The organism is Haloarcula salina, assembly GCF_010119195.1.
Classification (GTDB): Archaea; Halobacteriota; Halobacteria; order Halobacteriales; family Haloarculaceae; genus Haloarcula; species Haloarcula salina.
Map to the genome: position 1 here is coordinate 111363 of NZ_WRXL01000008.1, position 20252 is coordinate 131614.

23 protein-coding genes are annotated in these 20252 nt (G+C 65.5%); 10 read left to right on the plus strand and 13 right to left on the minus strand.

The features are described from left to right. The first annotated feature begins 20 nt into the window (after positions 1-20). Positions 21-719 carry a 7-cyano-7-deazaguanine synthase QueC gene (gene queC / locus GM656_RS17980; protein ID WP_162415085.1) on the plus strand — a complete coding sequence of 233 codons (699 nt, stop codon included), beginning with the start codon at positions 21-23 and terminating at the stop codon, positions 717-719. A gap of 4 nt (positions 720-723) precedes the next feature. Here the strand turns inward: queC and GM656_RS17985 are convergent, their stop codons facing one another. From GM656_RS17985 to GM656_RS18000, 4 genes are all read right to left on the minus strand, one after another. After that, positions 724-1107, minus strand: a complete 384-nt coding sequence (locus GM656_RS17985) for a methylglyoxal synthase (protein WP_162415086.1) — start codon at positions 1105-1107, stop codon at positions 724-726. A gap of 103 nt (positions 1108-1210) precedes the next feature. After that, the gene (locus tag GM656_RS17990) at positions 1211-1486 is read right to left on the minus strand and encodes a HalOD1 output domain-containing protein (protein ID WP_162415087.1); all 276 of its coding nucleotides are present in this window, start codon (positions 1484-1486) and stop codon (positions 1211-1213) included. A gap of 88 nt (positions 1487-1574) precedes the next feature. Continuing rightward, positions 1575-2234: a helix-turn-helix domain-containing protein gene (locus tag GM656_RS17995; protein ID WP_162415088.1), complete on the minus strand. Its 660-nt coding sequence runs from the start codon at positions 2232-2234 to the stop codon at positions 1575-1577. 330 nt (positions 2235-2564) lie between these two features. Further along, positions 2565-3026, minus strand: a complete 462-nt coding sequence (locus tag GM656_RS18000) for a deoxyuridine 5'-triphosphate nucleotidohydrolase (RefSeq protein WP_241692816.1) — start codon at positions 3024-3026, stop codon at positions 2565-2567. 142 nt (positions 3027-3168) lie between these two features. On the opposite strand from GM656_RS18000, the gene GM656_RS18005 reads away from it, so the two are divergent. From GM656_RS18005 to GM656_RS18045, 9 genes are all read left to right on the plus strand, one after another. Further along, positions 3169-5142 (plus strand): aconitate hydratase, encoded by a 1974-nt coding sequence (locus GM656_RS18005; protein WP_162415090.1) that lies wholly within the window; start codon positions 3169-3171, stop codon positions 5140-5142. A 288-nt stretch (positions 5143-5430) separates the two neighbouring features. Further along, complete coding sequence (locus GM656_RS18010) at positions 5431-5634, plus strand: hypothetical protein (protein ID WP_162415091.1); 204 nt, start codon at positions 5431-5433, stop codon at positions 5632-5634. A 255-nt stretch (positions 5635-5889) separates the two neighbouring features. After that, positions 5890-6387 carry a ribosomal protein S18-alanine N-acetyltransferase gene (gene rimI / locus GM656_RS18015; RefSeq protein WP_162415092.1) on the plus strand — a complete coding sequence of 166 codons (498 nt, stop codon included), beginning with the start codon at positions 5890-5892 and terminating at the stop codon, positions 6385-6387. Between the two features lie 43 nt (positions 6388-6430). Next, positions 6431-6892, plus strand: a complete 462-nt coding sequence (locus tag GM656_RS18020; protein WP_162415093.1) for a DUF5810 domain-containing protein — start codon at positions 6431-6433, stop codon at positions 6890-6892. Between the two features lie 24 nt (positions 6893-6916). Continuing rightward, complete coding sequence (locus GM656_RS18025; RefSeq protein WP_162415094.1) at positions 6917-7330, plus strand: DUF5809 family protein; 414 nt, start codon at positions 6917-6919, stop codon at positions 7328-7330. Further along, positions 7330-7743 carry a hypothetical protein gene (locus GM656_RS18030; protein ID WP_162415095.1) on the plus strand — a complete coding sequence of 138 codons (414 nt, stop codon included), beginning with the start codon at positions 7330-7332 and terminating at the stop codon, positions 7741-7743. Before GM656_RS18025 ends, GM656_RS18030 begins: the two co-directional genes overlap by 1 nt. Further along, positions 7740-8282 carry an NUDIX hydrolase gene (locus tag GM656_RS18035; protein ID WP_162415096.1) on the plus strand — a complete coding sequence of 181 codons (543 nt, stop codon included), beginning with the start codon at positions 7740-7742 and terminating at the stop codon, positions 8280-8282. Before GM656_RS18030 ends, GM656_RS18035 begins: the two co-directional genes overlap by 4 nt. A gap of 38 nt (positions 8283-8320) precedes the next feature. After that, entirely contained in the window at positions 8321-8704 is a 384-nt protein-coding gene (locus GM656_RS18040) for a rhodanese-like domain-containing protein (RefSeq protein ID WP_162415097.1), read from the plus strand. Positions 8705-8791: 87 nt separating this feature from the next. After that, the gene (locus GM656_RS18045) at positions 8792-10117 is read left to right on the plus strand and encodes a glutamine synthetase family protein (protein WP_162415098.1); all 1326 of its coding nucleotides are present in this window, start codon (positions 8792-8794) and stop codon (positions 10115-10117) included. Here GM656_RS18045 and GM656_RS18050 read toward each other — a convergent pair. The 9 genes from GM656_RS18050 to GM656_RS18090 form a co-directional block, all read right to left on the minus strand. Further along, positions 10114-10863, minus strand: a complete 750-nt coding sequence (locus tag GM656_RS18050; RefSeq protein WP_162415099.1) for a helix-turn-helix domain-containing protein — start codon at positions 10861-10863, stop codon at positions 10114-10116. The two genes, GM656_RS18045 and GM656_RS18050, sit on opposite strands and share 4 nt — an antisense overlap. A gap of 132 nt (positions 10864-10995) precedes the next feature. Continuing rightward, a complete protein-coding gene (locus GM656_RS18055; protein WP_162415100.1) occupies positions 10996-11817 on the minus strand; it encodes an ABC transporter permease in 822 nt (273 codons plus the stop codon). Further along, positions 11814-12764, minus strand: a complete 951-nt coding sequence (locus GM656_RS18060; protein ID WP_162415101.1) for an ABC transporter permease — start codon at positions 12762-12764, stop codon at positions 11814-11816. Before GM656_RS18060 ends, GM656_RS18055 begins: the two co-directional genes overlap by 4 nt. 2 nt (positions 12765-12766) lie before the next feature. Beyond that, positions 12767-13828 carry an ABC transporter ATP-binding protein gene (locus GM656_RS18065; RefSeq protein WP_162415102.1) on the minus strand — a complete coding sequence of 354 codons (1062 nt, stop codon included), beginning with the start codon at positions 13826-13828 and terminating at the stop codon, positions 12767-12769. Positions 13829-13859: 31 nt separating this feature from the next. Then, on the minus strand, positions 13860-15101 hold the full coding sequence (locus tag GM656_RS18070) for an ABC transporter substrate-binding protein (protein WP_162415103.1): 1242 nt from the start codon (positions 15099-15101) through the stop codon (positions 13860-13862). Positions 15102-15338: 237 nt separating this feature from the next. Continuing rightward, complete coding sequence (locus GM656_RS18075) at positions 15339-16778, minus strand: ethanolamine ammonia-lyase reactivating factor EutA (protein WP_162415104.1); 1440 nt, start codon at positions 16776-16778, stop codon at positions 15339-15341. An 8-nt stretch (positions 16779-16786) separates the two neighbouring features. Next, positions 16787-17545 carry an ethanolamine ammonia-lyase subunit EutC gene (gene eutC / locus GM656_RS18080; protein WP_162415105.1) on the minus strand — a complete coding sequence of 253 codons (759 nt, stop codon included), beginning with the start codon at positions 17543-17545 and terminating at the stop codon, positions 16787-16789. A gap of 6 nt (positions 17546-17551) precedes the next feature. After that, the gene (locus GM656_RS18085; protein ID WP_162415106.1) at positions 17552-18913 is read right to left on the minus strand and encodes an ethanolamine ammonia-lyase subunit EutB; all 1362 of its coding nucleotides are present in this window, start codon (positions 18911-18913) and stop codon (positions 17552-17554) included. Between the two features lie 843 nt (positions 18914-19756). Next, on the minus strand, positions 19757-20023 hold the full coding sequence (locus GM656_RS18090) for an antitoxin VapB family protein (protein WP_162415107.1): 267 nt from the start codon (positions 20021-20023) through the stop codon (positions 19757-19759). Positions 20024-20252: the final 229 nt, after the last annotated feature.

The window sequence follows — 20252 nt, forward strand, 5'->3', positions numbered from 1 at the left end:
TGCATGATCTCACTCCGACCATGACCGACGACACCCGCGCTGTCGTGCTCGCCTCCGGCGGCATGGACAGCGCCACGGCGGCCTACGAGGCACAGACCCGCGGGTACGACGACCTGTACCTGCTGCACACGAGCTACGGCCAGAACACCGAGGATCGGGAGTACGAGTGCGCCAGCGCGCTGGCCGACCACGTCGACGCGGCGGACTTCCTCCACGTCGAGACCGGCCACCTCCGACAGATCGGCGACTCGTCGCTGACCGACGACGAGATGGCGGTCGCGGACGCGGACACCGACAGCGACGAGATCCCTACGTCGTACGTCCCGTTCCGCAACGCGAACCTCCTGTCGATGGCCGTCTCCTACGCCGAGGCGAACGACTGCGGGGCGGTCTTCATCGGCGCGCACAGCGAGGACTTCTCGGGCTACCCCGACTGCCGACCCGCCTTCTTCGAGGCCTTCCAGCGGGTGATCGACGCGGGGACGAAACCGGGGACGGAGATCGACCTCGTCGCCCCCTTCGTCGAGTGGTCCAAGACCGACATCGCGGAGCGCGGCGTCGAACTCGGCGTCCCCTACGCGGACACCTGGAGCTGTTACCGCGACGACGAACCGGCCTGCGGGACCTGCGACGCCTGCGCGTTCCGACTCGAAGCGTTCCAGCGCATCGGCGAGCGCGACCCCATCGACTACGCCGAGCGGCCGAGTTACGCCGACTGAGGTCTCAGCCGTCCGTTTCGTCTCGAATCAGGCCTTCGAGCAGGAATTCGGCCGAGGTTCGCGTCGTCGCCAGCGGCACGTCGTGGACGTCACAGATGCGCAACAGCGCGGAGATGTCCGGCTCGTGTGGCTGGGCCGTCAGCGGGTCCCGCAAGAAGACGATGCCGTCGATGCGGTCTTCGGCGACCTCCGCACCGATCTGGGCGTCGCCGCCGAGCGGGCCGCTCTCCTTGCGTTCGACCGTCAGGTCGGTCTCCTCCATGATTCGCTTGCTCGTCGTGCCCGTCCCGACGAGGTCGAACCCCGAGAGCGCGTCCTCGTAGCTCTGTGCGAGGTCGATTATCTCCGGTTTCTCGTCGTCGTGGGCGATGAGCGCGACGCGAGTCATACCAGTGGCTCACGGGCGACCGACTTATGTCATTGGGTGGACGCAGACGGGTGTGCCGATCCAGAAACGGCAAGCGAGAACGCGAGGACAGTTTCGACTTCCGTCAGCTGTCTACTTCGACGGCCCCGTTCCGGCCGATCGTCACGTCGTGGCCTTCGACGGCGAACGTAAGCGATTCCTCGTCGCCGTCGACCACCACGGCGCGGAGCGTGTCGGTGTCGATGTAGGAATCGAGTTTGTCGATGTCGTCGACGTGTAGGTCCGTCGCCTCCACGACGGCGTCGGTGATGACTTCGGTGGCGGGTCTGGGACTTACCCAGCCGTCGCCGTCGGTGCCGCCGTCCCGGAGCACGTAGACTGTACCATCCTCGTAGCTCATGGACGTACGTACGGTCGCTTCCGTTATAACAGCGCACGAGCGATTTCAGCGCGTGAAACAACCCCGTCCGGTGAGCGGGACGATTCGCCTACTCCGGCGGCGAGCCGACCAGCGGCCGCTCGGGGGCCGCGAGCGTGTTCTGGACGAGCGTTCGCGTCCCGCGGCGTAGCCGCTCGGAGGCGGCCTGGCTGGAGATACCGAGCTCGGCGGCGAGGTCGGAGAGCGACGACTCCCGCGGAACGGTGAAGTACCCGCGGTTGAGCGCGAGCAACAGCACTTCCTTCTGGGGGTCGGTCACACCGAACTGCGGGGACGCTTCGGTGTCGTCGGTGATCGTCTGGATGTCGATGTTGATGTCGCTGGTGACGAGGGCGTCGCGGAACGCGAGGACCGAGCTCTTCTCGGGGAACCGGGCCCGGAAGATCCAGTCGTCTCCGGTCTGCGCCGCGCCGAGGAGGAATCCGTCGGCGTTCAGCAGCGACTGTGAGACGCTGTCGATGGTCGCGTTCGCCGTGTGGACGGTGTACCAGTGCCCGTCGCCTTCGGCGGCCACGTGGGCGTAATCGGTGATACTCTCGTCCTGTGCCAGCCCCGCCTCGACGGCCGGTCGGTCTACGGGACCGATCCAGGCGACGGCGCGACAGCCGTCGCCCTCGCAGTGGAGGCGTTGTATCCGTATCGCCGAGTTACCGAGCGTTTCCGCGGTACGCTGCAGGAGGGGAACGTCGATGTGAAATTCTACTATCATATATCAGTGTGAAAACAGCGATGGTGATAAACCCCGGTCAGACGATTGTCGTACTCGAGAGCGATACCGCTGTAACTCCCGGTCACTGACGGCTGTCGGGGACTCGCGCCGGAAGTCGGTATCGTTCAACACCAATGAGTACGTCTCGGGAGATACACTTAAATTCACGGCATGGTCTACCATGCTCAGCGACGCGCCACGTCAGCGGCCGCTCGCGTGCTCAGGCTGCTCGTTCAGCGTCGAGAATCACGAGAACGGTCGAAAATACGCACGAAGGAACCATTTTCAGATCGTCTGTCGGGGCGACGCCGTGGCGTCGTTCCGTCGGTATTACAAGTTCTCTCCCTGATACGATCCCTCGTAGGTTCCCTCGTGGGCGGCTTCGGCGAGGACGAGCTGAGCGATGCGGGCGCCCGCTTCGAGCTCGATCGGGTGGTGGACCTCCAGGAGGCCCTCGCCGCGGCCCTCGTAGCCGGCGTCCCAGACGGCCGTGTCCAGCATACACGAGTTTCGAAGCAGCGACGAACGGGGCAGGAGGAAGCCGACGTGGCCCTCCGGGATGGCGACGCGGTCGGCGTACTCCACGATGTAGCCCCCCCGGTCGAGGCGGTAGACGCCGTCGTCGTCGTCGCACTCGCGGCGCTCGCCGACCGTCTTGCCGCCGCGTTCGATTCGCCCCGGCTCGACCTGTTCGTAGACCGCGCCGAGCGTGAGGTCGACGCCGTTCGGTTGCACCTGCGAGTCCCTGAGGTCGCCGAGCGCGTCGGCGACGAACCGGCCGCTCTTGAACATGCGCCGAAATGTGACGTTCTGGCGCATAGACCTGCCGGTCTGATTCACTCGTGGCCGAGTGACAGACGGGAGGGGGTTTTCCACGCAAAATGGGGAGGAATACGCGGGATTTATACGGGCGCGGTATCGATTGACAGACGTTATGGGACAGACGCTTACGGAAAAGATTCTCGACGACCACCTCGTCGAAGGGGAGCTGACACCCGGAGAGGAGATCGGAATCGAGATCGACCAGGTGCTGACGCAGGACACGACCGGGACGCTCGTCTGGCTCCAGTTCGAGGCCCTCGACCTCGACGAAGTCCAGACGGAACTCGCGGCCCAGTACTGCGACCACCAGACCTACCAGTTCGACTTCAAGAACACGGACGATCACCGCTTCCTCCGTTCCGCCGCAGGGACGTTCGGTGCCCACTTCTCGCGGCCCGGCAACGGAATCTGTCACAACGTCCACAAGGAGAACTTCGCCGCGCCCGGCAAGACGATGCTCGGCTCGGACTCCCACACGCCGACCCCCGGTGGCCTCGGCGAACTCGCCATCGGTGCCGGCGGGCTCGACGTGGCCGTCGCGATGGGCGGCGGTGCCTACTACATCGACATGCCGGAAGTCGTCAGCGTCCGCCTCGAGGGCGAACTGCCCGACTGGGCGACCGCCAAGGACGTCATCCTCGAGCTTCTGCGCCGCCTCTCCGTCAAGGGCGGCGTCGGTAAGGTGCTCGAGTACACCGGCCCCGGCGTCGAGACGCTGACCGTCCCCGAGCGGACGACCATCACCAACATGGGGACCGAACTCGGTGCCACGTCCTCGATCTTCCCGACGGACGAGCAGACCGAGGACTACCTCGAACGCCTCGGCCGCGAGGACGAGTTCGTCGAGATCGGCCCCGACGAGGACGCCGAGTACGACGACGAGATCGTCGTCGACCTCTCGGACCTCGAACCGCTCATCGCCCAGCCGTCCATGCCCGACAACGTCGTGCCCGTCACCGAGGTCGAGGGCGTCGACGTCGAGCAGGTCATGATCGGCTCCTGTACGAACGGCGCGTACGAGGACATCCTCCCGTCCGCGAAGATGCTCGAAGGCCGGAACATCGACAAGAAGACCGAGATGATCGTCGCCCCCGGTTCGAAGCAGGCCTCCGAGATGCTGGCCCGCGAGGGCTGGACCGCGGAGATGATGGCCGCCGGCGTCAACTTCTCCGAGGCGACCTGCGGTGCGTGTATCGGTATCGGCCACGTGCCCGCCTCCGACTCCGTCTCGCTGCGGACCTTCAACCGCAACTTCGAGGGCCGCTCCGGCATCGAGGACGACAACGTCTACCTCTGCTCGCCGGAAGTCGCCACCGCGGCCGCCATCGCCGGCGAGATCATCGATCCGCGGAACCTCGCCGACGAACTCGGCGACCTCGACGCACCCGGCCTGGAGATGCCCGACTCGTACATCGGCAACTCCGAGTCCGACCTCATCGCGCCGGACGACGCGGTCGACGACGAGCTCATCAAGGGCCCGAACATCGGCGACGTGCCGCTGAAGGACCCGCTGGAGACCGAAGTCGGTGGTGAAGCCCTCCTGAAGATGGAGGACAACATCACGACGGACCACATCATCCCGGCCACGCAGGACATCCTGATGTACCGGTCGAACGTCCCGAAGCTCTCCGAGTTCACGCTCTCGCGCGTCGACGACACGTTCGCGCAGCGCGCACTCGACGCCGACGGCGGCGTGCTCGTCGCTGGCGAGAACTACGGCCAGGGCTCCTCGCGCGAACACGCGGCCCTGTGCCCGATGTACCTGGGTATCGAGACGGTCCTCGCACAGAGCTTCGCCCGCATCCACAAGGCGAACCTGTTCAACTTCGGGATCGTCCCGCTCACCATCGACGAGGAGACCTACGAGAAGATCGAGCAGGGCGACGACATCGAGGTCGTCGACGACGCTGCCGAGGCCGTCAAATCCGGTCAGACGGAGTTCACCATCCGCGTCAACGACGACTGGGAAGCGACCGGCCAACTCGACGCCTCAGAGCGCGAACGCGAGATCCTCGCCGCGGGTGGCAAGCTCTCGCACACGAAGATGCAGCACGACGAGGGCGGCGCGGCACCTGCTGACGACTAGAGAGACTCCGAACGCAGTGAGGAGTCTCTTACAGGTCGAACGGCGCGTTGCGCCGTGAGATACGCGAGATTCTGTTCGGAATCTCGATTATTGCGAGCGAGGAGTGCGAGGCGCAACGCGCCTCGAAGTGAGCGGCGTAGCCGCGAAGGGGCGCGACCCGCGAGATCCCGACCGACACCGCATTTTTTGCGAGCGCTCACGTGTTCTGCACTGCCCAGCGGGTGCGCTACCCGGACGCCGTAGCACCCGGACTGTGAAATTAACTCGCTCCGCCGCGTAGCCGCGGCCATGACCGACCCCTCCCTCCGCGAGTCGCTGGCGAACCGGCAGACCGGCGCGTTCTTCCTCATCGGTAGCGCCGCCGTCGGACTCCTCGTCGTTTCGATCATCAAGGGGACGGCCCCGACGAGCGGGGTCGTCGGACTGCTCTCGTTTGCCGCCGGAGCCATCCTGTTCTTCGTGGTGGCCTCGTACCTGCAGTACGGTCGGTGAGCAGCGCCGTCGCTCGACGTTTCAGAGAGCGACGGCGGAAAGAACGGAAAGAGGGGTGGGGGTGGGGGTGGTGGCACCCAAAACGGGTGCGCTTATAAGTAAGGCCGTCTCGGTAAAGAACCTTGCGACGTTTCACTCGCGATCCCGTTCGCCGCCCATGAACTGTGAGGGTGCGTTTCGTGCCGTGTTCGGACGCGGGATCGTTCAGTGTCGCGCGGCGACAACACATATGTGGGCGCGCCCCGAAACACGGCTGTGACGACCGTCGCTCCATCGGGCTCGGGGTCGCCCGACGCACCGCCGATCCGACAGGCCGTTCGCGCGGACCTCATCGAGATCCACCGGATCGAGCAGGCGTCGTTTCCCCAGCCCTGGCCGTTCTCCGCGCTGGAGAGCTACCTCGGCGAGGACGGCTTTCTCGTCGCCGAGACGGAAAACGAGGACGGCGACCCGCCCGCCGTCGCGGGCTACGTCATCGCGGACACGGTTCCGAACCACGGGACGCCGCTCGGTCACGTCAAGGATCTGGCGGTCCGGCCGTCCTATCGTCGTCGGGGCGTCGCGAGCGCGCTGTTGAAACGCGCGCTGTCCGTCCTCGACGCGACCGGGGCCGGCTCGGTCAAGCTCGAAGTCCGGGCCGACAACGACGGGGCACGCCGGCTCTACCGTCGCTTCGGCTTCGAGCACCGCAAGACCATCCCGAACTACTACAGCAACGGCGCGGACGCGCTCGTGATGGTCCGACTCCTGTAGACCCCGACACCATATACGGCTCCGCGCCCTTCTCCCGATACCGATGGGATACGCCTGTCCAGTGTGCGACGACCCGCAAGCCGACGCCGGCCACCTCGCGAACCACCTCGCGTTCACGGCGATGACCGGCGGCGACGACCACGAGGCGTGGCTCGACGAGCGCGTCCCCGGCTGGGGCCAGCTCGGCGAGGACGAACTCTCTGGGGAGGTCGTCGAGTACGCCGAGGAGACGGAGTTCCCGCAGATGTTCGAAGACACCGTCGACCGGAGCGGCGGCGGACACGATCACGACCACGATCACGGCGACCTCCCGGCGGGGGCGTCTCGTCACCGCGGGAAGAACGCACTCCGAGACCAAGACAGCGAGGTGCTGGCCGAGGCTCGCGAACTGACCAGAGCGATGCTGGACGAGGACGACGAGAGCGACGACTCCGACGGGTCCGCAGACAGCGCTGACGCCGACGCCGAGCGCGACCAGACCGACGACGGAGACGAAACCCAGTAGTCCCGCCGGCGACTACGGGGCGACATGGAGACCGAGGGGCAGTTCTCGCCGGCATCGGCCGAAGAGGCGCGCGAGCGCTACGAGGCGCTCGGGTCGACCGCACAGGTCGTCGTCAAGGAAGTCGCGAAGGCGATGGGACTCGACGCCGAGACGTACGAAGCGCAGGTCACCAGCGATGTCGTCGAGACCGCGCGCGACGTGCTGTTCGCCGAGTCGCTCGCAGTCCGCGTCGGGACGATGGACGAGTTCGAGTTCTGGCGGGCCGACACGGCGTGTGAGATCACGCTCGTCGGCGCGGAGAACGTCGACAACGTCGTCTGGCACGCTGCGCCGTTCGCCGAGCGGGCCGTCGCGGCGACGTTCCAGAGCGAGCGACGGGCGGCCGTCGGGACGCTCCGCCGGCAGGCGTTCGGTCGCATCTACCGCGAGGTCGTCTGATGCGCCCGGTCACCCGGAACACGCTGCTGGGCCTGCTCGCCGTCGCGGTCCTGCTGCTCGCGCTGGGTGCCCTGCCGAGTTACCTCAAGAGCGGCGACCCTTACTACGTCGTCGCGACGCCGACCGACGGCGAGTACAGCGTCGAGAACGGGACGGCGGTGAACTGGAGCCAGCAGTCGCCCCGGCGCTACCCGTACACGACGGCGGCCCTCGACGCGGCGACGCCGACCGAGACTGGGCAGTCCGAGCCCTACTGGCGGGGGCCGGTCGGCTTCAAGGGCGCGTTCACCCACTCGCCGTTCGACGAGCGCGACGCGCTCCGCCAGCAACACCCCGACGCCGTGACCGACGCGGGCGTCGTCGTCCGGGACAACGCCACGTTTTACCACGTCGCGGTCCGACAGCAGGTATGACCCGCGAATCGGCCCACGAGTGGCCCGTCCTCGAGAGCGAGTCCGAGTACGAGACCGGCTGGTACACCGGCGGCTACGACCGGGTCCGTCAGCCCGACGGCTCCGAGAAGGACTACTACTGGGCCGACCTGCCCGCCGCCGTCGTCGTGGTGGCGTCTACCGGCGACGAGCTGGTCATGGTCGACCAGTACCGCCCGACCATCCGCGAGCAGTGCCTCGAACTCCCCGCCGGTATCGTCGAGGACGACGAGTCCTACACGACCGCCGGCGCGCGCGAACTCCGCGAGGAGACGGGCTTCGAGGCCGCCGGCGTCTCGCTCGTCGAGGAGTTCTGGTGCTCGACCGGCGTGCTCCGCCACCGCCGCGGCATCGTCTTCGCGGAGGGACTGGAGCCGGTCGACCAGGACCTCGACGACAACGAGTTCCTCTCGGTGACGACCGTCCCCGTCGACGAGGCGCTGGCTGTGGCGCGGCGCGAACCAGCGAACGACGCGACTATCGAGGGCATCCTGCTCGCCCAGGCCGACGGGCTGCTGTAGTCGGTGCCGATTTAGGCGTCGACCCCGACCCACTGGATATGGACGGCGAAATCGGTACCGAGGAGCTCCGGTCGCTGGTAGACGAGGCCGACGCGCGCGTGATCGACATCCGCTCGCCCGGGGCGTTCCGCCGCGGACACATCCCCGGCAGCGAGAACGTCCCCCTCCCGACCATCGTCGACGACGTCGAACGGTTCGACGGCGACGACCGGGTCGTGACGGTCTGTCCTCACGGGAAATCGAGCGTGCAGGCCGCCCGCCTCATCGCCTCCTACGAGGGATTCGACGGCGAAGTCGTGAGCTTCGCGCCCGGCCTCACCGGCTGGGACGGCCCGCTGGAGGAGGCGGACTCGTCCGGGTCGGAGAAATCGACCGCGGCCGCCGACGGGGGCTCCGACGAGGGCCCCGACGCGCCGTTCTGACGCCGCGGACTCGATAATCCGACAGTCGGCCACTCTCGATCCGCAATATCGGCAGAATAATCAGCCCACGCGGTTTTGAGAGAGCACATGAGTAGTTCTCCGGACGACTTCGACACGATTCGCCTCTTCTGGGCGGATATCCACGGTGTCGTGCGCGGCGTCTCGATGTCGGCGGACGCCTTCGAGGCCGCTCGCGACGAGGGGGTCGGCTTCGCTAACGGCGTCGCCGAACTCACGCTCGAACCGGGGATGCTCGACGACCCGCAGTTCGGTCCCGAGACAGGCGACATGCTCGCGATACCGGCGGTCGACACGCTCGCGCCGCTCTCTTGGCGGGACGGCGAGGGAGCGGTCTTCGCCGACCTGCGGACCGTCGACGGCCGGCCGTTCCCGCTCTGTGGCCGAACGGCGCTCCAGTCTGTCCTCGGAGAGTTCCGAGACGCGGGGTTCGAACCCCTCGCCGGCGTCGAAGTCGAGTTCTCGCTGTACGCCGACGAGGAGGGTCGAGAGCCGTTCAACGCGCGGACCTCGTACGACATGGCCGCCATCGACCGGGCCGCCGAGGTCATCGACGAGTGGGACGACGCGATGGGCGCGGCGGGCCACGACCTCGCGAGCGTCCACCAGGAGTCACGGCCGGGTCAGTACGAGGTGACCCTGGAGTACGGCGATCCGCTCTCGACGATGGACGGTGCGGTGTTCCTCCGACACGCGGTCAGCGCGCTCGCCCGTCGGCGAGGGATCGACGCGACGTTCATGCCCCGCCCGCGGGGCGGCGAGGCCGCGAACGGGACGCACTTCCACGTCAGCCTGTGGGACGGGGACGGCGAGGAGAACCGCTTCGCCGGCGAGGCCGACGACGCGCTCCAGTTCCCCGCCGGCCGCCGGCCCGACGGCGCGGGGCTCTCGGAGACGGCTCGGCACTTCGTCGGCGGCCTGCTGTCGCACGTCGACGCGCTCACGGCCGTCTGCGCGCCGACGGTGAACTCCTACAAGCGCCTCGTCCCGGACATCTGGGCACCCACGACGGTCGGGTGGGGCCTCGACAATCGCTCGACCGTCCTCCGTGTCCCGCCCGAACTCGGCCCAGGTGCCCGCGTCGAGCACCGTCTCCCCGATTCGGCCTGTAACCCATATCTCGCCATGGCGGCGACGCTCGCGGCCGGACTCGACGGGATTCGATCCGAGACGGACCCCGGCCATCCGGTCGAGACGGGCACGGCGACCGAGGGCGACCGACTCCCGCGAACGCTCTGGAGCGCGCTCGACGCGCTGGCGGCCGACGACGTGCTCCGGGACGCGCTGGGGGCGGACCTCGTCACCGAGTTCGTGAAGCTCAAGCGCGACGAGTTCGACCGCTATCAAGACAGCGTCGGCGACTGGGAGACCGACGAGTACTTCGACGCGTTCTAGTCGCTGTTGGCGGCGTTGGCCCGCGTTCCCGCCGACGACTCGGGCGCGTTATCCCGGAGGAGCGACCCGACGGCGTTCAGGATCTTCGCCTCCGAGCGCCGGAGGTGCTCGCCGACCGTCGAGGTGTTGGCCGAGTCCATCGCCGCGAGGTCCTCGATCCCGCAGCTCCGCGGCGAGTCGTAGTACCCGGCTTCCACCGCGTTGGCGAGGATCTCTTGCTGCCGGGGCGAGAGATCGGCGATGGCCTCCTTGATCTCGGCCAGGCCGGTCAGGAACTGGTCGTGATTCGGCGTCTTGAGGGAGTTCACCTCGACGGAGCCGAGCGACTGGAGTTCCTCGTGTGTCTGGGAGACGCTCTCGTGGTCGCTCGCGAGGACGTTCCAGTGTTCCGTGCCGTCGGTGACCGTCGGCGGAACGGTCGGGAAACACCGGTTCCGGAGGAGGACGTTCAGTACGGGCTCCGTGTCGGTGTCCGGGTCGTACTCCCCGGCGAGGCTGACGTAGGCCGTCTCCCGCCCCTCGTCGTAGCTGATGAGCCGCGCCGCGGTCATGATCGGGTGGTCTCCGAGCCACGCGACCAGCGGGTCGACTCGGTCGGCCGACACGCCCGTCGCCTCGATCATCGTGATGCTGGTCCCGAACAACTGGTACGAGTACACGATAGTCGCGGCGACCGCGGGGAACGAGTCGTTCATCGTCTCCGTCCAGCAGTTCTCGTGGGTTATCTCGAAGGTGTACTCGATCATCTCGGTATCGCCGTTCGGTTGGAACGGCGGCCCTCCCCTATTTATACACTTCGTCAAAAGTGTGGGGACGACTTAATGTAATATAAGGCGAATCGAGATATTTACGACAAAACGTCTGGTCCTACGGACTTTTCACGAGTGTTCGTCACCTTCTGACTTGTTGTACTCGAACAGCGCGACGACCACGACGAGCAGGACCGACGAGTAGAAGATCAGCGAGGAGACCGCCGGAACGGTCGGAGTGAATCCCTGCGTCATCTTTGCGTGAATCCACGTCGTGATGGTGCTCTGTGCACCGGAGAGATACGAGACGATGTAGTAGTTGTTCCAGGCGAGGACGAACGCGAAGATCGCGCCGGAGACGATCCCGTCGGCGATGAGCGGCAGGACGACGTCCTTGTACAGCGTGACGGTGTCGGCACCGAGGTCCCGCGCGGCTTCCTCGATGTCGGGGTCGACGCCGAGCGCGGTGATAGAGACGACGAACATCACGATGGGCGAGATCCACACGAGCTCGCCGATGACCGACGGGAGGATGCCGTAGCCGAGGTTCGTGACGTTCGCCCACAGCGACATCCCCAGCCCGAGTAACAGGAGCGGAAAGAAGATGGGCAACAGCGCCAGGAGCTTGAACTGCTCCCGGAAGGGGAACTCGTGGCGGGTGTACGCGACCGCTCCGCCGGTCCCGATGACGGTGCTGAGTAGCGTCACCGGGACGGCGATCTTGGCGGTGTTCAGGAACGCCGACTGGATGCTGGTCGAGGCGAACGCGACCTCGTACCAGTGCAGCGTGAACGCGTAGTCCACGATGGAGAGGAACCGCCCGTCGTAAAAGGAGGCGATGACCAGCGTGAACAGCGGCGTCATCAGGAACAGCGCCACGAGCAGGACGTAGCCGTACCACGCGCCGGCCCGGAGCCGCGGCGCGGACAGCCGGGGAGTGTTCGCGCTCATCGGCTCTCACCCCGCGAGGCGATCTCTCGGAGGTCGAGCGACCGCAGGATGACGACCCCCGCGACGATGGTGATTAGCAGCAGGCCCACGGCCTGTGCCGACCCGAGCGGCCAGTTCTGCGAGTAGCCAAAGGAGTAGTTGATGTTGCTCGCCATGGTGAACACGGAGCCGCCCCCGAGTATCTGGGCCTCCACGTCGGCCCCGAGGCTGAGGACGAACACGAACAGCGAGCCGATGACGACTCCCGGCATGCTGAGTGGAAAGACGATCTTCCGGAAGATGGTGAGCGGACCCGCCCCGAGATCGCGCGCCGCCTCGAACGTCACGTCGTCGATGGTCAGCAGCGAGAGGTAGATCGGGAACAGCATGAACGGCAGGTAGACGTACGTCGTCCCGAACAGCACCGTGTAACGGTTGTACAGCAGCGACGGGTACTGCCCGATTCCGACCAGATTAAAGATGCTGTGGAGCACGCCGTTCTCCACGAGGAACAGCGCCCAGCCGAACACGCGGACGTTCACGCTCGTGAACAGCGGGATGATGAGAAGCAGCAGGAAGACGACCTTGTACCGCTTTATCTTGCGCGCCAGGGCGTACGCAGCCGGGTACGAGACGACCAGCGTGGCGAGCACGGTCGCGGCGCTGACGAGGGCGGTGTTGCCGAGGACCTGCCCGTAGACGCCGGTTCCGGTGGCCATCCCGGTAACGATCTCGGCGTAGTGCGCGAGCGTCCAGTGCAGCGGGTTCGGGTCGATCGTGTTGCCGGACTGCAGCGAGAAGACGACGATGGCCAGCATCGGCCCGACGAACATGAACAACAGGAGCGCGACGATGGGAGCCATGAACAGCCACGGCGGGCGCACCAGCGCGAACAGCGGGTTGCTGCTGTCGCGGGTGTAGCCGGCCGCGCGGTCGAAGTGGCTCTTGAGTCGGTGTTTCGTGGACATTGTCACTCGGGAACCGGGATGGATTTCTCGGCCTCCCACTGGAAGTAGGCCCGGTCGCCGATTTCGATGTCGACCGTCTGGAACCAGTCGAACGGGACCTCGGCCACGTAGTCGTCCTCGGTGTCGGCCGAGCACTCGATGAGGACGGTGTTCCCGCGGACGAGGATGTTGTCGACGTCCACCGCGACGCCGACTGGCGTTTCGAGCGTCGGTCGGACGACGCAGTCGTCGTAGCGCACGACGAGGTCGGTCGGCTCGCGCCCGTCGTGGTCGTCCTCGACGGTTACTTCGCCCTCGAACTCGTCGCTTGTGACCGTGAACGCGCCGTCGCCGGTCGGCTCCGCGTCGACGGCGAAGACGTTGGCGTCGCCCATGAAGTCAGCGATGAACGTCGACTTCGGCGACTGATAGATGTCTTCGGGCGCGCCGGTCTGTGCGACCTGGCCCTCGTCGAGGACGAACAGCGTGTCGCTCATGACCAGCGCGGCCTCCAGCGAGTGGGTGACGTAGATGAACGTCATGTCGAGTTCCCTGTTGAGGTCGGCGAGTTCGCGCTGGAGCTGTTTCTGCAGCGCGTAGTCGAGCGACGCCAGCGGCTCGTCGAGCAGCAGGATGTCCGGGTCGTAGGCGAGCGATCGGGCGAGCGCGACGCGCTGTTTCTGCCCGCCGGAGAGTTCGCTCGCGCTCTTGTCCGCGTGTTCCTCGGGGTCAAGACGGACCAGTTCGAGCAGTTCCTCGACCGACCTGTCGAGGTTCCGGCCCGCGGTTTCGATGGGGAACTCGATGTTCTCTCGGACCGTCATGTGCGGGAACAGCGCCCACGTCTGAAAGACCAGGCTCGTCGGTCGGTCCTGCGGTCGCGTCGCCGTGATGTCCTCGCCGTCGAGCACGATCCCGCCCGAAGTCGGTTCGAGGTGGCCGGCGAGCATCCGGAGCAGCGTCGTCTTGCCACACCCGGAGGGGCCGACGATGGACGCGAACTCGCCGGTCTCGATTTCGATGTCGATGTCCTTGACCGCAACTGTGCTTCCGTACTCCCGTCGTAGTGCTGCCGTTTGTAGCATTGGTTGTGTCTCGTCGGTCGAACTCGGTCCGTCAGATCCTGGTCTTGGCCTCGCGCCAGATCGGCTCGAACTTGTCCAGGTCGGGCACGCCGGTGTAGAAGACGCTCCGGTCGAGGATGTCCGGGATGTCGTCGACCCGGAGGACCTCGCGCTGGAAGTCGTCGTACTCGTCCCAGGCCGTCGCGTGCGGGACGACGTTGGTCCCGCCGGAGGTCGGCCACGAGAGGTTCAGCGCCGTCTCCCCGCGCTGCATGTGTGCGAGGTAGTTGTCCGAGACGGTCGGCTGCTCGCCCTTGACGAACGTCGTGGTCTCGACCCAGATGACGCCGCCCTCCTCGGGGACGTGGGCCTCGAACTGGAGGTTCTCGCCGCGGCGCAGCGTTCCGTTGATCCAGTTTCCGGAGATGAACCCGATGTCGATCTCGCCCGACTTGAGCGCCTGATTCATCGACGCGAAGTCCGGAAGCAGCGTCTTGGCGTTGTCGAAGAGGTCGAACGTCGCCTGTCGGACCTGTTCGACCTCCTCCTCGGTGTGCTCTTTGTACGGGTCGATGCCCTCCCGGAGCATGATGATCTGGATGCCCCAGAACATCAGGTCGTAGACGCCCACGTCGTAGTCTTCCGACCAGGCGGCGTCGTAGCTGCTGTAGTCGGACGAGGAGACGGTGTCCGTGTTGACGACGAACGACGCCCACCCGAACCGCTGAGGCGCGCCGTACATCGTGCCGTCCACGTCGAAGGAGTAGTCGTCTTCGTTGAGGAAGGCGTACTTGTACCCGTTCTCGGGTTTGAAGATGTCGATGTACTTATCGAACGTGTACTCCTTCCAGTCCTCGTAGTCGATCGGGCGAATCAGCTCCGCCTCGGCCAGGTTCGGAAGCCACGCCATGTCGAAGGTCGCCTGGTGGAACTGCTGCCACTCCCCGGAGTTGAGGCGATTGAACGCCTTCGGGTTCGAGGTGAAGAGGTCCAGTTGCGTGTTGGCCTCGAACGTCTCCCTGAAGGGGTCCTGTACGTTCGAGGCGTCGTAGCCGGTCCACGTGAGGTGGTTCACCGTCTCGCCCGACTGTTCGTTCTCGTCGTTCTGGTACAGGTCGTCGTAGGACTCCGCCGGAACGGTGGCGAGTTCCTGGGTCCGCCACGAACTCGTTTCGGTCTCGCCCGACCCGGAGCCTGAACTGCTTCCGAGACAGCCGGCCGACGCCGTGGCCGCGGAGAGGCTGGCCGCACTGACTGCGAGTAACTTTCGACGGGAGATTTCGTGTTTCGTCATGAGTGGATGAAATGATGGCTCGGTCTGATCCGCTCACGACCCGTTCGGGTGCAAGCGTCGTCTGGGCGCATCATGTACTGCTCATTTCTCTATTAGAGTCATTACAATTCTGCCAGCTATTTCCGGTTATTTATAACAACATCTCTTGAAATAGTGGACGAACTAGTACTCAATTATTGTTCATAAACTGGTTTGTAAATGGCGCGGGTGTGGCGGACGCAGTCCCGGATACCCTCCCTACTCGTCGAACACCAGCGTTTTGAGCGTGGCCGGGACCGCGGTGCCGTTCGCGACGGGCGCGCCGAGATCGACGTACTGCGCGCCGTCGAGTTCGAGTTCGTCGACGACGATCGTCGGTCGCGAGCCGTCGGCCGCCGCGAGCGTCTGTCCGAGCACTTTCGCGCAGTTCTGGCCGGTCAGCGCGACGAGCGGACAGTCCTCCCCCACCGCGGCCGCGTACGCCGCCGCGATTCCCTCCGCGACGACCGACACCCTGTCGTAGGTGAGCGGGCCGATCGACGGGAAACACAGCGCGAACTCGTCGGCTGCGTCGCCGTCCCGCGCCGTCTCGATGGCCTGCGCCGTCCGTTGCTGGATCGCCGCCGCCGACTCCGCCGCGTCGAGCCCCCCGACCGCGACGACCGGGAGGTCCCTGACGGGCAGGACGCTCGCGTCGACGGCGATCGTTCGGCCCGAGAACGTCGTCGTGTGCGTCCCGACGCCGACGACGGTCGCTCTGATGTCTGTCGCCGACTCTCGGACCGGGAGGGTATCGAACCGCGGGTGGTCCCGGAGCGCCGCGGCGAGCCTGACGCCCAGGTCGTCGAACGCGTATGGATCTCGGTCCACGCTCTCCCCGTCGGCGACCAGTCGGCCGACGCCGCCGGTGAAACGGACCTCGTCGATCTCTGGTGCCCACGACGGCAGCGGACCGATGGCGAGCGCCTCGGTCGTCGGGTCGAACGGCGGCCCTTCGACGCAGTCGAGGATCCGGTCGGCCTGCCACGAGGCGAGCCGTCGGTGTGTCGCCGGCGAGTCCGCCGCGCCGTCAGACAGCGCGCCGGCCGCGGCGTAGTGGTCTCGAACCGAGTCCGCGACCGACGCGACCGTTCCCGTCCGATCGAACTGCACGTCTCGACCGCCGACGTCGATACATCGGGTCTGTCGGGCCGTCCCGTCGACGAAGACGGCGACGTTCGTCGTCCCGCCGCCGATGTCCACCGTCGCGACCGTCGTCCCCTCGCTTTGGCTCCGCGTGACCGCGCCCGCACCGCGCCCCGCGAGCACGGCCTCGTAGGCCGCGCCCGCCGTCGCGACGACGAACTCGCCGGAGCGCTCGGCGAGGCGATCAACCAGCGGCTCGGCGTTGCGCGTCTTCGCGGCCGCTCCCGTGGCGATGACCGCGCCCGTGTCGATGTCGGCCGGCGAGCGCCCCGCCTTCCGGAGCTCTCGGTCGACGAACGCGAGCACCTCGTCCGTGTCGATCGTCGACGCGTCGGCGTAGGGCGTCTCGCGTATCGGGCTCCGATAGTGGACCGTTCGGTCGAGGACCTCGACCGACGCGGCCCCGTCGACCGCGGGCGTCTGCAACGTCAGGTCGCTGACCACGACCTGCGTCGTCGTCGTTCCCACGTCGATACCGACGCTACACAGCGTCTCGGCGGCGTCTCGCTCCATCGGCGCGCTCACCGCTCACCGCGGTCGACGCCGCTGCGCTCGGCCTCGTGAATCTCTTCGAGCACGGCCGCGATCTCGGCACCGGCCTCGACGGGCGGCAGCCCGCTTCGGTGAATGTTCGAGATGACGGACTTCTTCGCCGTCGACTTCCCCCGCTCGGGGCCGTAGACGAAGTACGCGCTCAGGCTCTCGTTCGTCGCGAGGCCGGGCCGCTCGCCGATGAGATTGACGCAGCACTCGGCGTCGAGCGCCTCGCCGACGGCGTCCATCACGTCGACGCGGCCGTACTCGACGAAGACGGGCGTGCCAACGTCGAGCCCGCGCGCGTCCAGGCCGTCCAGGAGCGCCGGGAGCAACTCCGGGACGTTCGCCTCGACGGCGGTCGAACTGAGGCCGTCGCTGACGACGATCTGGACCTCGGGTTTTTCCGCACACCCCTCGCGGAGGCGTTCGACCGTCTCGTCCGACACGTCCCGACCCCTGTCGGGATCGGCGAGGAACTCCTCCTTGCTCGTCGCCCGTGACCGGACGGCGACGAGGTCGAGTCGGTTCACCAGGTTGTCGTCGACGTGGGTCGTGACCGCGTCGCGCGCTTCGCCGTGATCGGCGCGGAACTCCAGGAGCGTCTGCGTCCGCGGTCGCGGCCCCGCACGGCCGACGCCGATCCGCGACGGGTGGGACTCCGTCAGTCGTTCGAGCCGCCGTGCGTTGGTCGGTCGCTCGACGCCGCCTGCGTCGTCGCTCGGTGCGTTGTCGTTGGTCGTCATAGCCGGTCAGGTGAATATCGTCGGATCGCCCGCCGTCGCCGTGAGGGCGCTCCCGTCTGCGATGCCCCGCGCTTCGAGCCAGGTCTGGAACTCCGGTGCCGCCTCCAGTTCGAACAGTTGCCGGAGCGTCGCGCCGTCGTGGAAGCTGTTCGACTGGTAGTTCAGCATCACGTCGTCGCCCATCGGAACGGTGATGAAGAAGTTCGCGCCGGCGGCGGTAAGCAGGACCGCGAGGTTCTCGATGTCGTTCTGGTCCGCCTTCGTGTGGTTGGTGTAGCAGGCGTCGATGCCCATCGGCAGGCCGTGGAGCTTTCCCATGAAGACGTCTTCGAGGCCGGCGCGGGTCACCTGCTTCCCGTCGTAGAGGTACTCCGGGCCGATGAACCCCACGACCGTGTTCACCAGGAACGGGTCGTACTGCCTCGCGAGGCCGTAACACCGCGCTTCGAGCGTGAGCTGATCGACGCCCTCGTGGGCGTCGTTCGACAGCTCCGACCCCTGCCCCGTCTCGAAGTACATGACGTTGGGACCGTCAGCAGTGCACTCGCGCTGCCCCAGTTCGTAGGCGTCACCGAGTAACGCGCTGTCGACGCCGAACTCGCGGTTTCCGGACTCGGTCCCGGCGATGCTCTGGAACAGCAGGTCGGCCGGCGCGCCGGCTTCGACGGCCTCCATCTGCGTCGTGAGGTGGGCGAGCACGCAGTTCTGGGTTGGCACGTCCCAGTCCCGCATGAACTCCTTCGTCGCCCGGAGAATTTCTGTCGTCCGCGCCACGCTGTCCGTCACCGGGTTGATGCCGATGACGGCGTCGCCCATACCGTAGGCCAGTCCCTCGCGCACCGTGTCGACGATGTTCTCCACGTCGTCGGTGGGATCGTTTGGCTGGAGGCGAAACGACACCGTTCCGTCGGTCCCGATCGTGTTGTTGCACCGGGCCGTCGTCGTCATCTTCGACGACGCCAGCACGAGGTCCATGTTGGACATCGTCTTGGTGACCGCCGCGATCATCTCGCTCGTGAGTCCGTCCCGTATCGCCCGGACGTCTTCGTCGGTGGTGCCGGCGTCGAGCAGGAACTCCCGCAGGTCGCTGACCGTCCACGACCGGATCCGGTCGTACGCCCGGTCGCTCAGCCCCTCGCGGATCGTCCGCGTGACCTCGTCTTGGGCCGCCGGAACCGCGGGGTTCTCGTACAGCGTCTCCAGTGTCAGCCCGCTCAACGCCGTCTTGGCCGCCACTCGCTCCGCGTCGGAGTCGGCAGCGATACCCGCCAGCTCGTCGCCCGTTTTCTGCTCGTTCGCCGTGGCCAACAGGTCTCGAATCGAGTCGAACTCGTAGTCCGTTCGGCCGAGCGTGGCTGTGTACGACATGGTCACGAGCGCCCGGCGCACGCGGTCTCGCGCGATCTGTCGCCGCCGTTCGAGCGCGTCCGACGCAGGCCGGCGGAACTCCGTTGTCCAGTCTCTCTCATCGTACCGTACAATATATCACGCCAGCACTGTGGGTTCTGGCGCTTATTTGCGGTCGTTTAAATGAAATGATTCAGAGAGAGCACATCTTCCGACCGAATGTCTATTCTGGCGGCGCGGTCGGCCGCGGCTTTCGGTGTCACCAGCGTCGCGGTAGGAACGGTGGCTCGGGAAAGACTGTCGTCACAAGGGGCTCAGCGGGGGTAACTGCTCGTCATCGCCACCAAGGATGGGTAGCCTGTCGATGGTGAAAAACTCGTTCATCGAATGATTGAGTATACTGAATTCATATTTTCTGTGAAGTGGCCCTAACCTGTTCAAGTATCCGGGTTTGTGTCGTACCAGGCAGTTATCGAATTTCCTAGATTTCCACCGACTAAACAATATATGATTGAGATCCATCACACAGCAGTCAGCGTTCGTGTTGACGATAGTACTCGGGAGGATTACACTACTGCACACCTACACTGAAAAATACTAACAGTGAGTCTGGAAGTTAGTGTAGCCCGACAAGGCGGTGAGCGACTTATCACTATTTCACCCGATATTGGAAGATTCAGGAAGATCTATTTAGAGCGCTAGTCCAGTATATGCGCGGCGATAAACTCGGCGACCCCAAGAGTGGCGATTCGATAGATGACTATCTTGCGGCCTACTACGAAGACATTGAGTCGCTGTATCTAAATCAGGTTCCGAAATTCCTCTGATGGCCAATAATGAATAGACATGTCGTATCAAGCAGTTTCATTTTTCTTCTAGGTCTGCTAACTCGCCGAGAGCTTCTTGTTGACGTCTGTAGAGGCCTTCTGCTGTTTGGTTGTGCCCCTCCGAAACAATCTGCTCAAGTTCGCCGGCATCCTGCTCGGGAAGTGTTCCGAATCCCTCACGCCAATTGACAGTCGTTTCATCTAGAAGGCGGTCAACGACATCTGAGAAGCTTTCATTTTCTCGCTTTCGAGCTTCCAGCCGCTCATATACATCGTCCCGAATTTCGATTGTGTTTGTTCCCATAGTCTGTGTTTATTCACACGAGCACAAAATTATTGTACTCCAAAGTTCGCCATGGTTGACATCGTGTCCAGTCATTGCTTGGAGGTGGTTTCAATGACAGTATCACGGTTATCGGAAGCGATCAGTTCTGGTCAAGTCACACGGGATGATCTCCTTGAGTATTGTGTGTAGCGACTCTCTCTTCGGTTCTGCTTGTACTGGTCGTTCTGCAAATACTGTCCCCACTATT

Coding starts and splice junctions, on each gene's coding strand:
- GM656_RS18005 (WP_162415090.1), top strand. CDS start 3,169: ATGGGACAGACGCTTACGGAAAAGATTCTCGACGACCACCTCGTCGAA.
- queC (WP_162415085.1), top strand. CDS start 21: ATGACCGACGACACCCGCGCTGTCGTGCTCGCCTCCGGCGGCATGGAC.
- GM656_RS18090 (WP_162415107.1), bottom strand. CDS start 20,023: ATGGGAACAAACACAATCGAAATTCGGGACGATGTATATGAGCGGCTG.
- GM656_RS18065 (WP_162415102.1), bottom strand. CDS start 13,828: ATGCTACAAACGGCAGCACTACGACGGGAGTACGGAAGCACAGTTGCG.
- GM656_RS17985 (WP_162415086.1), bottom strand. CDS start 1,107: ATGACTCGCGTCGCGCTCATCGCCCACGACGACGAGAAACCGGAGATA.
- GM656_RS18060 (WP_162415101.1), bottom strand. CDS start 12,764: ATGTCCACGAAACACCGACTCAAGAGCCACTTCGACCGCGCGGCCGGC.
- eutC (WP_162415105.1), bottom strand. CDS start 17,545: ATGACGACCAACGACAACGCACCGAGCGACGACGCAGGCGGCGTCGAG.
- GM656_RS18075 (WP_162415104.1), bottom strand. CDS start 16,778: ATGGAGCGAGACGCCGCCGAGACGCTGTGTAGCGTCGGTATCGACGTG.
- GM656_RS18045 (WP_162415098.1), top strand. CDS start 8,792: ATGAGTAGTTCTCCGGACGACTTCGACACGATTCGCCTCTTCTGGGCG.
- GM656_RS18040 (WP_162415097.1), top strand. CDS start 8,321: ATGGACGGCGAAATCGGTACCGAGGAGCTCCGGTCGCTGGTAGACGAG.
- GM656_RS18035 (WP_162415096.1), top strand. CDS start 7,740: ATGACCCGCGAATCGGCCCACGAGTGGCCCGTCCTCGAGAGCGAGTCC.
- GM656_RS18020 (WP_162415093.1), top strand. CDS start 6,431: ATGGGATACGCCTGTCCAGTGTGCGACGACCCGCAAGCCGACGCCGGC.
- GM656_RS18025 (WP_162415094.1), top strand. CDS start 6,917: ATGGAGACCGAGGGGCAGTTCTCGCCGGCATCGGCCGAAGAGGCGCGC.
- GM656_RS18070 (WP_162415103.1), bottom strand. CDS start 15,101: ATGACGAAACACGAAATCTCCCGTCGAAAGTTACTCGCAGTCAGTGCG.
- GM656_RS18000 (WP_241692816.1), bottom strand. CDS start 3,026: ATGTTCAAGAGCGGCCGGTTCGTCGCCGACGCGCTCGGCGACCTCAGG.
- GM656_RS18030 (WP_162415095.1), top strand. CDS start 7,330: ATGCGCCCGGTCACCCGGAACACGCTGCTGGGCCTGCTCGCCGTCGCG.
- GM656_RS18055 (WP_162415100.1), bottom strand. CDS start 11,817: ATGAGCGCGAACACTCCCCGGCTGTCCGCGCCGCGGCTCCGGGCCGGC.
- GM656_RS17990 (WP_162415087.1), bottom strand. CDS start 1,486: ATGAGCTACGAGGATGGTACAGTCTACGTGCTCCGGGACGGCGGCACC.
- GM656_RS18010 (WP_162415091.1), top strand. CDS start 5,431: ATGACCGACCCCTCCCTCCGCGAGTCGCTGGCGAACCGGCAGACCGGC.
- GM656_RS17995 (WP_162415088.1), bottom strand. CDS start 2,234: ATGATAGTAGAATTTCACATCGACGTTCCCCTCCTGCAGCGTACCGCG.
- GM656_RS18085 (WP_162415106.1), bottom strand. CDS start 18,913: ATGTCGTACACAGCCACGCTCGGCCGAACGGACTACGAGTTCGACTCG.
- GM656_RS18050 (WP_162415099.1), bottom strand. CDS start 10,863: ATGATCGAGTACACCTTCGAGATAACCCACGAGAACTGCTGGACGGAG.